The organism is Mycobacterium sp. E136 (assembly GCF_001666865.1).
In the GTDB taxonomy this organism is placed as follows: Bacteria; Actinomycetota; Actinomycetes; order Mycobacteriales; family Mycobacteriaceae; genus Mycobacterium.
On sequence record NZ_LZJE01000033.1, the window covers coordinates 1 to 12,476 of the forward strand.

Below are 12,476 nucleotides of genomic sequence, written 5' to 3' on the forward strand. Positions count from 1 at the left end.
GCCGACGACGATCATGGCTGCGGCGGCCGACAGGCCGACCACGAGTGCACCGATCCGCAGCGGTTTCTGCACCAGCGCACCAATCACCACGGCTGCAGACGTTACCGGGTCGCTCTGTCGATCGCCGGTTCATTCCAGTCGGCAACCCCGCTGGTGCGTGTGGGGCAGGATGGGAGAAGGATGGGATCCGTCGCTCACGGTTCAAGGGCAGAAAACATCTGCGCGAGGAGCGTGAGCACCTCAAACCGCCTACCAAGGAGCGGAAGTTGACCACCGAGTTCGCGCGCCAGGACCTGGCCCAAAACTCCACCACCGCAGCTGAACACGACCGGGTAAGGGTGATCCGCGAGGGCGTCGCGTCGTACCTGCCCGACATCGACCCCGAAGAAACCGGCGAATGGCTGGAATCGTTCGACCAGCTGCTCGAACAAGCCGGCCCCGCTCGGGCACGCTATCTGCTGTTGCGCATGCTCGAGCGCGCAGGCGAACAGCGCGTGGCCATCCCGTCGCTGACGTCGACGGACTACGTGAACACGATTCCCACCGAGCTGGAACCCTGGTTCCCCGGCGACGAGGACGTCGAACGCCGCTACCGCACGTGGATCCGGTGGAACGCCGCGATCATGGTGCACCGCGCGCAACGTCCGGGAGTCGGTGTGGGCGGCCACATTTCGACGTACGCCTCGTCGGCGGCCCTCTATGAGGTGGGCTTCAACCACTTCTTCCGCGGCAAGTCGCACCCCGGCGGTGGCGACCAGGTGTTCATCCAGGGTCACGCGTCACCGGGCATATACGCCCGCGCGTATCTGGAGGGCCGCCTGAGCGCCGACCAACTGGACGGCTTCCGCCAGGAACACAGCCACCCCGGCGGTGGTCTGCCGTCGTACCCGCACCCGCGGCTGATGCCCGACTTCTGGGAGTTCCCCACGGTCTCCATGGGGTTGGGCCCGATGAACGCCATTTACCAGGCCAGGTTCAACCACTACCTGCACGACCGGGGCATCAAGGACACCTCCGATCAGCACGTGTGGGCGTTCCTCGGTGACGGGGAGATGGACGAGCCGGAAAGCCGCGGCCTGGCCCACGTCGCCGCGCTGGAAGGGCTGGACAACCTGACCTTCGTGGTCAACTGCAATCTGCAGCGCCTCGACGGACCGGTGCGCGGCAACGGCAAGATCATCCAGGAACTCGAATCGTTCTTCCGTGGGGCGGGCTGGAACGTCATCAAGGTGGTGTGGGGCCGCGAGTGGGATGCGCTGTTGCACGCTGACCGTGACGGCGCGCTGGTCAACCTGATGAACAGCACTCCCGACGGCGACTACCAGACGTACAAGGCCAACGACGGCGCCTACGTACGCGACCACTTCTTCGGCCGCGATCCGCGCACCAAGGCGCTGGTCGAGAAGATGTCTGACTCCGAGATCTGGAACCTCAAGCGCGGCGGGCACGATTACCGCAAGGTCTACGCCGCCTACCGTGCCGCCACCGAGCACAAGGGGCAGCCGACGGTCATCCTCGCCAAGACCATCAAGGGCTACTCGCTGGGCGCGCACTTCCAGGGCCGCAACGCCACCCACCAGATGAAAAAGCTTGCGCTGGAAGACCTCAAGTACTTCCGCGACGCGCAGCGCATCCCGATCAGCGACGCGCAACTCGAGGAGAACCCCTACCTCCCGCCGTACTATCACCCCGGCCCGGAGGCGCCCGAGATCCGCTACATGCTCGACCGCAGGCGCGCGCTCGGCGGGTTCCTGCCCGAGCGTCGCACCAAGACCAAGACGCTCACGCTGCCCGGCCGCGACACCTACAAGGCGTTGAAGAAGGGTTCGGGCAAGCAGGAGGTGGCCACCACGATGGCCACCGTCCGGACATTCAAAGAGCTGTTGCGCGACAAGGAGATCGGCTGGCGCATCGTGCCGATCATCCCGGACGAGGCGCGCACGTTCGGCATGGACTCGTGGTTCCCGAACCTCAAGATCTACAACCGCAACGGTCAGCTCTACACGTCGGTCGACGCCGAATTGATGTTGGCGTACAAGGAATCCGAGGTCGGCCAGATCCTGCATGAGGGGATCAACGAGGCCGGCTCGTCGGGCAGCTTCATTGCGGCGGGCACGTCCTACTCGACCCACAACGAGCCGATGATCCCCGTCTACATCTTCTATTCGATGTTCGGGTTCCAGCGCACCGGCGACAACCTCTGGGCGGCCGCCGACCAGATGGCGCGCGGCTTCCTGCTCGGCGCCACGGCGGGGCGCACCACGCTGGTGGGTGAGGGCCTGCAGCACGCCGACGGGCACTCGCTGCTGCTCGCGGCGAGCAACCCCGCCGTCGTCGCATACGACCCGGCGTTCGCCTACGAGATCGCCTACATCATCGAGAGCGGCCTGAGCCGCATGTACGGCGATAACCCCGAGAACGTCTACTTCTACATGACGATCTACAACGAGCCCTACGTTCAGCCGCCGGAGCCCGAGGGCCTCGACGTCGAGGGCCTGCTGCGCGGGATCTACCGCTACCGGCCCGCACCCCAGAAGCGCTCCAACGCCGCGCAGATCCTGGTGTCGGGGGTGGCGATGCCGTCGGCTCTGAAGGCCGCCGAGCTGCTGGCCGAGGACTGGGATGTCGCCGCGGACGTGTGGTCGGTGACGAGTTGGGGCGAACTCAACCGTGACGGCGTCGAGATCGAGAAGCAGCGGCTGCGCCATCCGGATCAGCCGGCGGGCACCCCGTTTGTCACAAAGGCGCTCGCCGACGCCGAAGGCCCGGTCATCGCGGTGTCGGACTGGATGCGCGCGGTGCCCGAGCAGATCCGCGCGTGGGTGCCCGGCACTTACATCACGTTGGGCACCGACGGGTTCGGCTTCTCCGACACCCGCCCCGCCGCGCGCCGGTACTACAACACCGACGGCGAGTCGATCGCGGTGGCGGTGCTCGAGGGGCTTGCCCGCGACGGCAACATCGATCAGTCCGTCGCGGTGCAGGCCGCGGCGAAGTACGAGATCGACGACGTGCTGGCGGCGCCGGAGCAGACCTCGGATCCGGGCGTGGCGTAGTACTCCGGCGGAAGGGACGCGCACGCGTCTTGGAGGTTTCCTCCATAACGATGGCGTAACCTTTATAGGTGCCTGACAACCGGTTCGTGCCGCCGAAGTCGACGGTCGAGGTTCTCGAGACCGTGCCGGACTCCGTGCTGCGCCGGTTGCAGCAGTATTCGGGCCGGCTGGCCACCGAAGCGGTGCGCGTCCTGGAGCAGCGGCTGCCGTTCTTCGCCGATCTGGAGGCCTCCCAGCGCTCCAGCGTGCAGCTGGTCGTACAGACCGCCGTCAACAACTTCGTCGAGTGGATGCGCGACCCGCAGAGCAACGTCAGCTACACCGCGCAGGCCTTCGAGGTGGTGCCTCAGGACCTGCGCCGCCGCATCGCGCTGCGCCAGTCGGTGGAGATGGTGCGCACCACGATGGAGTACTTCGAGGAAGTGGTGCCGCTGCTGGCCCGCGATGAGAAGCAGCTGACCGCGCTGACCGCCGGCATCCTGCGCTATAGCCGCGACCTGGCGTTCGCCGCGGCCACTGCCTACGCCGACCAGGCCGAGGCGCGCGGCGCGTGGGACACCCGAATGGAGGCCAACGTCGTCGACGCGGTGGTGCGCGGCGACATCGGGCCGGAACTGCAGTCGCAGGCCGCCGCGCTGAACTGGGACGCCACCGCGCCCGCGACCGTCATCGTGGGACTCCCCCAGCCCGATCGGATCGACCTGGCCGCCGACGACGTCCACGATGTGGTGCGGCGCAACGGGCGGGCCGCACTGTCGGACGTGCACGGCACCTGGCTGGTCGCGATCGTCTCCGGTGCGCTCTCCCCGACCGACCGGTTCCTGACCGACCTGATGACGGTGTTCGCCGACGGACCCGTCGTGATCGGCCCGACCGCCACCACGCTGGCGAGCGCCCACCGCAGCGCGACCGAGGCCATCGCGGGCATGAACGCCGTCGCGGGGTGGTCGAACGCGCCGCGCCCGGTGTCGGCGCGCGAGTTGCTCCCCGAACGCGCACTGCTGGGCGATGTGTCGGCGATCGCGGCGCTGGAGACCGAGGTGATGCGGCCGCTTGCCGACGCGGGCCCGGCGCTGACCGAGACGCTCGACGCCTATCTCGACTCCGGCGGCGCGATCGAGGCCTGCGCACGCAAATTGTTCGTTCATCCAAATACCGTCCGATACCGCCTACGGCGAATCGCCGACTTCACCGGGCGCGATCCGACACTTCCGCGCGATGCCTACGTGCTGCGGGTGGCCGTCACCGTCGGGCGCCTGGGGCGCCAGCCATACCAGACGAACACAGCGAACATGATCAATGCGGCCCGTCCGGGGCTGCGACCAGCACAGCTCGCCCCTACGCCCGAAGGGGCTTAGATCGCGGACAGATTTCGGTAAAGTCGCATCACAGGCGATTTTGTGGGGTCTCCACAAAAACATAAGACGAGGTTCATAATCTCTTACACCGCGCAAAACCGTCTTCACAGTGTTCTCTTAAAGAGTGCTTGCACTTCTCGCGCCCGGACAGGGCTCTCAGACACCTGGCATGCTCGCCGCATGGCTGGAGCTGCCCGGCGCCGCCGAGCGCCTCGCCGGTTGGTCCGAGATCAGCGGGCTGGACCTGGCGCAACTGGGCACCACCGCCTCGGCCGAGGAGATCACCGACACCGCTGTGACCCAGCCGCTGGTCGTCGCGGCCACGCTGCTCGCTCATGAGGAGCTGACCCGGCTCGGGCTGATCGCCGATAAGCAGACCGTGGTCGCGGGTCACTCCGTCGGTGAGATCGCGGCGTACGCGATCGCCGGCGTCATCTCCGCCGACGACGCGGTCAAGCTCGCCGCCACCCGCGGCGCCGAGATGGCCAAGGCCTGCGCGGTCGAGCCGACCGGTATGGCCGCCGTGCTCGGCGGGGAGGAAGCCGACGTGCTGGCCCGCCTCGAGGCGCTCGACCTGATCCCGGCCAACCGCAACGCGGCAGGCCAGATCGTCGCCGCCGGTGCGGTCGCGGCCCTGGACAAGCTGGTCGAGGATCCGCCGGAGAAGGCGCGGGTGCGCAAGCTGGCCACCGCGGGTGCCTTCCACACGCACTACATGGCCTCGGCCCTCGACGGTTACGCCGCCGCGGCCGACGGTGTAACGAGCGCCGACCCGAACACGACGCTACTGTCGAACGCGGACGGCCAGCGAGTGGATTCGGCCTCCGACGCCATGAGCAAGCTGGTGGCGCAGATGACGCGCCCGGTGCGCTGGGATCTGTGCACCGAGACCATGCGCAAGCTCAATGTGACCGCGATCGTCGAGTTCCCGCCCGCCGGGACGCTCGCCGGGATCGCGAAAAGAGAACTTCGGGGGGTTCCGACGCATGCCGTCAAGTCCCCCGCTGACCTGGACGGGCTCGCCGAGCTCTCATAGCGGACCTGAGCCAGACACAACCACATAAAGATCGTCATTTCCCATCAAGTAACACCCCTAATAGAAGGAGCTACCGTGCCCGCCAGTCAGGATGAAATCATCGCCGGTCTCGCCGAGATCATCGAAGAGGTCACCGGTATCGAGCCGTCCGAGGTCACCCCGGAGAAGAGCTTCGTCGACGACCTGGACATCGACTCGCTGTCAATGGTCGAGATCGCCGTTCAGACCGAGGACAAGTACGGCGTGAAGATCCCCGACGAGGACCTCGCCGGTCTGCGCACCGTCGGTGACGTCGTCACCTACATCCAGAAGCTCGAGGAAGAGAACCCCGAAGCGGCCGCGGCCATCCGCGCGCAGATCGAAGCCGATCGGGCATGAGTAGACCTTCCACTGCTAACGGCGGTTTCCCGAACGTCGTCGTGACCGCCGTCACGGCGACCACGTCGGTCGCGGCGGACATCGAGAGCACGTGGAAGGGCCTGCTGGCCGGCGAAAGCGGCATCCGCGTCCTCGAGGATGAGTTCGTCACCAAGTGGGACCTTCCGGTCCGCATCGGTGGTCACCTCGTCGACGCGATCGATGACCACATGACGCGACTGGACATGCGACGGATGTCGTATGTCCAGCGCATGGCCAAGTACCTCAGTGGCCAGCTCTGGGAGACCGCGGGCGCGCCCGAGGTCGATCCGGATCGCTTCGCCGTGGTCGTCGGCACCGGTCTGGGTGGCGGCGAGAAAATCGTCGAGACCTACGACGCGATGAACGAGGGCGGCCCCCGCAAGGTGTCGCCGCTCGCCGTGCAGATGATCATGCCGAACGGTGCGGCCGCGGTGATCGGTCTGCAGCTGGGCGCCAGGGCCGGGGTCATCACCCCGGTCTCGGCGTGTTCGTCGGGTTCGGAGGCCATCGCCCACGGCTGGCGCCAGATCGTGATGGGTGACGCCGACATCGCGGTCGTCGGCGGCGTCGAGGGCGGAATCGAAGCGCTGCCGATCGCGGCGTTCTCGATGATGCGCGCGATGTCGACGAAGAACGAGGACCCCGAGGGCGCCTCGCGGCCGTTCGACAAGAACCGTGACGGTTTCGTCTTCGGCGAGGCCGGCGCGCTCATGATCATCGAGACCGAGGAACATGCCAAGGCCCGCGGTGCCAAGCCGTTGGCCCGGCTGATGGGTGCGGGCATCACGTCCGACGCCTTCCACATGGTTGCTCCCGCGTCCGATGGTCTTCGGGCCGGCCAGGCGATGAAGCGTGCCATGGAGACCGCGGGCCTCGAGCCCAAGGACATTCAGCACGTCAACGCCCACGCCACGGCCACGTCGATCGGTGACGTCGCCGAGGCCAACGCGATCCGGTCGGCCGGGGTCGAGCACGCTGCGGTCTACGCGCCGAAGTCGGCGCTCGGCCACTCCATCGGAGCGGTCGGTGCGCTGGAGTCGGTCCTGACCGTGCTCTCGCTGCGCGACGGCGTCATCCCGCCGACACTGAACTACGAGACGCCCGATCCTGAGATCGATCTCGATGTTGTTGCAGGCGAGCCTCGTTATGGCGACTACGAGTACGCCATCAACAACTCGTTCGGCTTCGGCGGACACAATGTCGCCCTGGCCTTCGGGCGTTACTGAGCGGAAGGAACTCCTCAGCAGTAATGGCAGGGTTATCGACGGGGGCCGGTTTCCCCAACGTCGTCGTCACGGGCATTGCCATGACGACCGCCCTGGCCACCAGCGCGGACGACACCTTCAAAAAGCTGCTGGACGGCCAGAGCGGCATCCGCAAGCTCGAGGACCCGTTCGTCGAGGAGTATGACCTGCCGGTTCGCATCGGCGGTCATCTCCTCGAGGATTTCGACCATGAGTTGACGCGGGTGGAACTGCGTCGGCTGTCGTATCTGCAGAAGATGTCGACCGTGCTGGGCCGGCGGGTCTGGGAGAACGCCGGCACCCCCGAGGTGGATCCCAAGCGGCTGATGGTGTCGATCGGCACCGGCATGGGCTCCACCGAGGAGCTGGTGTTCAGCTACGACAACATGCGCTCCAAGGGCCTGAAAGCGGTTTCGCCGCTGGCCGTTCAGATGTACATGCCCAATGCCGCCGCCGCCGCGGTGGGATTGGAACGCCAGGCCCGCGCCGGGGTGGTCACTCCGGTGTCGGCTTGCGCATCGGGTTCGGAGGGCATCGCGCACGCCTGGCGCAACATCGTGCTCGGCGAGGCCGACATCGCGATCTGCGGTGGGGTCGAGACGAAGATCGAGGCGGTCCCGATCGCCGGGTTCGCCCAGATGCGAATCGTGTTGTCCACCACCAACGATGACCCGGCCGGCGCTTGCCGGCCGTTCGACAAGGACCGTAACGGGTTCGTGTTCGGCGAGGGCGGTGCGCTGATGGTCATCGAGACCGAGGAGCACGCTAAGGCCCGCGGCGCCACCATCCTGGCTCGGATCATGGGGGCCAGCATCACCTCGGACGGCTACCACATCGTGGCGCCGGATCCGAACGGCGAGCAGGCCGGTCACGCGATGACGCGTGCGATCCAGCTCGCCGGGCTGCAGCCCACAGACATCGACCACGTCAACGCGCACGCCACCGGCACCAGCGTGGGCGACGTGGCCGAGGGTAAGGCGATCAACAATGCGATGGGCGGCCACAAGCCGGCGGTCTACGCACCGAAGGCGGCGCTCGGCCACTCGGTCGGCGCGGTCGGTGCCGTGGAGTCCATCCTGACCGTTATGGCGTTGCGCGAGGGCATCATTCCGCCGACGCTGAACCTGCGCAACCTCGATCCGGAGATCGATCTGGACGTGGTCGCCGGTGAACCGCGGTCGGGTAACTACCAGTACGCGATCAACAATTCGTTCGGATTCGGTGGGCACAACGTTGCGCTCGCTTTCGGGAAGTACTGACACTCCCCGGAATCCAGCGCTACAGGAGGAATTGAATGACGACCATGGCGCCCGAGACAGTCGGTGAATCGCTCGACCCTCGAGATCCGCTGCTGCGTTTGAGCACGTTCTTCGACGACGGCAGTGTCGAGTTGTTGCACGAGCGTGACCGTTCGGGCGTCCTCGCCGCCGCCGGAACCGTCAACGGAGTGCGCACCATCGCGTTCTGCACCGACGGCACCGTCATGGGTGGCGCCATGGGCGTCGAGGGGTGTGCCCATATCGTCAATGCATACGACCAGGCCATCGAGGAGCAGAGTCCGATCGTGGGCATCTGGCACTCGGGTGGCGCCCGGCTCGCCGAGGGCGTCAAGGCGCTGCACGCGGTCGGCCTGGTCTTCGAGGCGATGATCCGCGCGTCGGGTTACGTCCCCCAGATCTCGGTGGTCGTCGGCTTCGCCGCCGGCGGTGCGGCCTACGGGCCCGCCCTCACCGACGTGATCGTGATGGCGCCCGAGAGCCGGGTCTTCGTGACGGGGCCCGACGTGGTGCGCAGCGTCACCGGCGAGGACGTCGACATGGCGTCGCTCGGCGGTCCCGACACCCACCACAAGAAGTCCGGCGTCTGCCACATTGTCGCCGACGACGAGCTCGACGCCTACGAGCGCGGCCGCCGGCTGGTCGGATTGTTCTGCCAGCAGGGCCATTTCGACCGGGCCAAGGCCGAGGCGGGCGACACCGACCTGCACGCGCTGCTTCCGGCGTCGGCGCGGCGCGCCTACGACGTGCACCCGCTGGTCGAGGCGCTGCTTGATGAGGGTGTGCCGTTCGAGGAGTTCCAGGCCAAGTGGGCGCCGTCGATCGTCATCGGCCTTGGCCGGCTGTCGGGCCGCTCGGTCGGCGTGATCGCGAACAACCCGCTGCGCCTCGGCGGCTGCCTGAACTCCGAAAGCGCCGAGAAGGCAGCGCGATTCGTGCGCCTGTGCGACGCGTTCGGCATTCCCATCATCAACGTCGTCGACGTCCCCGGCTACCTGCCCGGCGTGGACCAGGAGTGGGGCGGCGTCGTCCGCCGCGGGGCCAAGCTGCTGCACGCGTTCGGTGAGTGCTCGGTTCCGCGCGTCACGCTGGTGACCCGCAAGATCTACGGCGGCGCCTACATCGCGATGAACTCTCGCTCGCTGGGCGCGACGAAGGTCTACGCGTGGCCGGACGCCGAGGTGGCGGTCATGGGCGCCAAGGCCGCGGTCGGCATCCTGCATAAGAAGAAGCTGGCCGCCGTCGAGGATCCCGCCGAGCGCGAGGCGCTGCACGAGGAGCTCGCCGTCGAGCACGAGAAGATCGCGGGCGGAGTCGATTCCGCGATCGAGATCGGCGTCGTCGACGAGAAGATCGACCCCGCGCACACCCGCAGCAAGCTGACCCAGGCGCTGGCGGAGGCGCCGGCACGCCGCGGTCGGCACAAGAACATCCCGCTGTAATTGTGATTTCGGTGCGCTTCCAGTCGCTCAGCGATAGTTAGCGCACCGAAACCGTGAATTCCTCGGCCGTCGCCACCACCCGCTCGCGGTCGGCCTTCACCAGCCCGATGCGGGTGCGACGGTCCACGATGTCGTCGACGGTCAACGCGCCCTCGTGGCTGACGGCGTACTCGAACTCCGCACGGATGACGTCGATTCCGTCGGCGACCGGTTCGGTCGGCCGCTCACAACCGGCGGCGGCGATCACGTTCGGCGCCTCGGCGCCGAATCGGGCCACCAGTGAACCGGGCATCTCCGTCGGATGCCGCAGCGTGGCAACGGGATTCGACGGCGCGCCCACCAGCGGCAGGTTGCGGGTGCGGCAGTGCGTCGCGGTCAACCCGCGCAATTCGATCGCGCGGTCGAGCACGTCCTCGGCCATGAAGCGGTATTCGGTCAGCTTGCCGCCGATGACGCTGATGACACCCGAGGGCGATTCGACCACCGCGTGTTCGCGGGATACGTCGGCCGTGCGGCCCGCGCCGGTGTCGATCAGCGGGCGCAGACCCGCGTAGGCGCCGATGACATCCGACGGGCCCAGAGCGACGTCCAGCGCGGTGTTCACCGTGTCCAGAAGGAACGTGACCTCGTCGTCCGTGGGTTCCGGCACGTCGGGGATCGCGCCGGGTGCGTCCTCATCGGTCAGGCCGAGGTAGACCCGGCCCAGCTGTTCGGGCATCGCGAACACGAAACGATTGATCTCACCGGGAATCGGAATGGTCAACGCCGCAACCGGATTGCCGAACGCAGCCGCGTCGAACACCAGATGCGTTCCGCGGCTGGGCCGCAGCTTGATCGACGGATCCACTTCCCCCGCCCACACTCCGGAGGCGTTGATCACCGCGCGCGCGCTGACATCGAAGGACTCGCCCGTCAGCTGATCGGTCAGCCGCACCGAGGTCCCGGTGGCCTGGGACGCCGCGACCCGCGTGAGCACCCGGGCGCCGTGCTGGGCGGCCGTCCGCGCCACCGCGGTGACCAGGCGGGCGTCGTCGATCAACTGCCCGTCATAGGCCAGGAATGCACCGTCGAGACCGTCGCGCCGCACGGTGGGCGCCAACTCGATGGCCTGCCGCGCGTCGATACGCCGCGAGCGGGGCAGCACCGACGCCGGTGTGCCCGCGAGCTTGCGCAGCCCGTCCCCGGCGGCGAAGCCGAAACGCACCAGTGCCCGCGACGCGGAGTTCATCGACGGGAGCAGCGGGACCAGCTGCGGCATGGCCTTGGCCAGATGAGGTGCGTTGCGGGTCATCAGGATTCCGCGTTCGACGGCGCTGCGCCGGGCGATGCCGACGTTGCCCGTGGCCAGATACCGTAGCCCGCCGTGCACGAGCTTGGAGCTCCACCGGCTGGTGCCGAACGCCAGATCGTGCTTCTCGACGAGCACGACGCGCAGGCCGCGGGTCGCGGCGTCCAGCGCGATGCCGGTGCCGGTGATGCCGCCGCCGATGACGATGACGTCGACCTGCTCGCCCTCGGCCAGCGCCGCGAGTTCGGTGGCGCGGCGCGCTGCGTTCAGTGCCGTCGAGCCGGTCACGGCGCCAGGTATCCGTTGAGGGCCCGCGCCAGTTCGGCGTTGAGCGCGTCGCGGTCCAGAAACTTCTCGACCATCTGCGCCGACTGGATCGTCGACTGCGTGATGAGCAGGCACATGGCGCCCATCTGCTGCGGATCGCCGGCCCGCACGCTGCCGTCGTCCTGAGCGGATGTGATCGCGTGGGCGAGCGCGTCGACGAGGATCATCTGGCTCGTGCCCAACCGGTCGGCGATGTAGACCATCGCGAACTCGGGCGCGTCATGCAGCACCGACATGACGACCTCGTCGTTGCGCAGGTGTTCGGCCACCGCGACCACGCGCTCGACCAACGCCGCGCGGTCGACCCCGGCGTCCGGGATCGCATCGAGCACGCCGGCGATACGGGACGTCATCAGCGCCGCGAGCACACCGTTGGTGTCCGACCACCGGCGGTAGATCGTCGGTCGGCTCATCCGTGCTCGCCGCGCGATCTCGGTCAGCGTCACCCGTTTGACGCCGACGGCCAGCACGCACGCCGCCGCGGCCTCGAGGACTCGGTCCTCGACGGACGACTCAGAGTTACGGATTGACGACATGTGTAATACTGTAACGCATGACGCGTCCCGATGCTCAGCAGACCGCCCTCCTACCCCCGATGAAGTGGAACGCCTGGGGCGATCCGGCCGAGGCGAAACCGCTGTCCGACGGCATCCGGACGCTGCTCGAACAGGCGCTCGGGGTCGAGGCGTCGGCCGGCGAAGAGATCCAAGCAGAGCAGGTGCGGTTGCGGCCGTCGGCGCTGTCCGACGCGGACCGCGACGCGCTGGCCTGCATCGTCGGGCCGGACCACTGCCGCACCGACGACCAGGGCCGGCTGCTGCGGGCCGGCGGAAAGTCCACCCTCGACCTGCTGCGCCGCCGCGACCCCGGCGAACAGGACGCACCGGATGCGGTGGTGCTGCCGGGCAGCGAGGACGAGATCGGCGCGATCCTGCGTTTCTGCAGCGAGTACCGCATCGCGGTCGTGCCGTTCGGCGGCGGCACCAGCGTCGTCGGCGGACTCGACCCGCTCCGCGGCGAATTCCGCGCGGTGATCTCGCTGGACCTGC

10 protein-coding genes are annotated in these 12,476 nt (G+C 67.8%); 8 read left to right on the plus strand and 2 right to left on the minus strand.

Features of this window, described 5'->3' with window-relative positions:
* The first annotated feature begins 266 nt into the window (after window positions 1-266).
* From aceE to A5698_RS02450, 7 genes are all read left to right on the plus strand, one after another.
* A complete protein-coding gene (aceE, locus tag A5698_RS02420) occupies window positions 267-3,056 on the plus strand; it encodes a pyruvate dehydrogenase (acetyl-transferring), homodimeric type (protein WP_068292847.1) in 2,790 nt (929 codons plus the stop codon).
* Window positions 3,057-3,124: 68 nt separating this feature from the next.
* On the plus strand, window positions 3,125-4,414 hold the full coding sequence (locus A5698_RS02425) for a PucR family transcriptional regulator (protein WP_068292850.1): 1,290 nt from the start codon (window positions 3,125-3,127) through the stop codon (window positions 4,412-4,414).
* Window positions 4,415-4,538: 124 nt separating this feature from the next.
* Window positions 4,539-5,450, plus strand: coding sequence for an ACP S-malonyltransferase (locus A5698_RS02430; protein WP_084792209.1), 912 nt, complete (start codon window positions 4,539-4,541; stop codon window positions 5,448-5,450).
* 75 nt (window positions 5,451-5,525) lie between these two features.
* Window positions 5,526-5,828 carry a meromycolate extension acyl carrier protein AcpM gene (acpM, locus tag A5698_RS02435; RefSeq protein ID WP_064420504.1) on the plus strand — a complete coding sequence of 101 codons (303 nt, stop codon included), beginning with the start codon at window positions 5,526-5,528 and terminating at the stop codon, window positions 5,826-5,828.
* On the plus strand, window positions 5,825-7,075 hold the full coding sequence (kasA, locus tag A5698_RS02440; RefSeq protein WP_068292857.1) for a 3-oxoacyl-ACP synthase KasA: 1,251 nt from the start codon (window positions 5,825-5,827) through the stop codon (window positions 7,073-7,075). The genes acpM and kasA overlap by 4 nt, the downstream gene beginning before the upstream one ends.
* A gap of 23 nt (window positions 7,076-7,098) precedes the next feature.
* The gene (gene kasB / locus A5698_RS02445) at window positions 7,099-8,352 is read left to right on the plus strand and encodes a 3-oxoacyl-ACP synthase KasB (protein WP_067087890.1); all 1,254 of its coding nucleotides are present in this window, start codon (window positions 7,099-7,101) and stop codon (window positions 8,350-8,352) included.
* 35 nt (window positions 8,353-8,387) lie between these two features.
* Window positions 8,388-9,812, plus strand: a complete 1,425-nt coding sequence (locus A5698_RS02450; protein ID WP_068292862.1) for an acyl-CoA carboxylase subunit beta — start codon at window positions 8,388-8,390, stop codon at window positions 9,810-9,812.
* 37 nt (window positions 9,813-9,849) lie between these two features.
* Here the strand turns inward: A5698_RS02450 and A5698_RS02455 are convergent, their stop codons facing one another.
* Together A5698_RS02455 and A5698_RS02460 are read right to left on the minus strand one after the other, a co-directional pair.
* Complete coding sequence (locus A5698_RS02455; protein ID WP_068292866.1) at window positions 9,850-11,388, minus strand: glycerol-3-phosphate dehydrogenase/oxidase; 1,539 nt, start codon at window positions 11,386-11,388, stop codon at window positions 9,850-9,852.
* Window positions 11,385-11,963: a TetR/AcrR family transcriptional regulator gene (locus A5698_RS02460; RefSeq protein ID WP_068292870.1), complete on the minus strand. Its 579-nt coding sequence runs from the start codon at window positions 11,961-11,963 to the stop codon at window positions 11,385-11,387. The genes A5698_RS02455 and A5698_RS02460 overlap by 4 nt, the downstream gene beginning before the upstream one ends.
* Before the next feature lie 59 nt (window positions 11,964-12,022).
* On the opposite strand from A5698_RS02460, the gene A5698_RS02465 reads away from it, so the two are divergent.
* A partial coding sequence (locus A5698_RS02465) for an FAD-binding oxidoreductase (RefSeq protein ID WP_197506606.1) occupies window positions 12,023-12,476 on the plus strand: 454 nt, incomplete at its 3' end.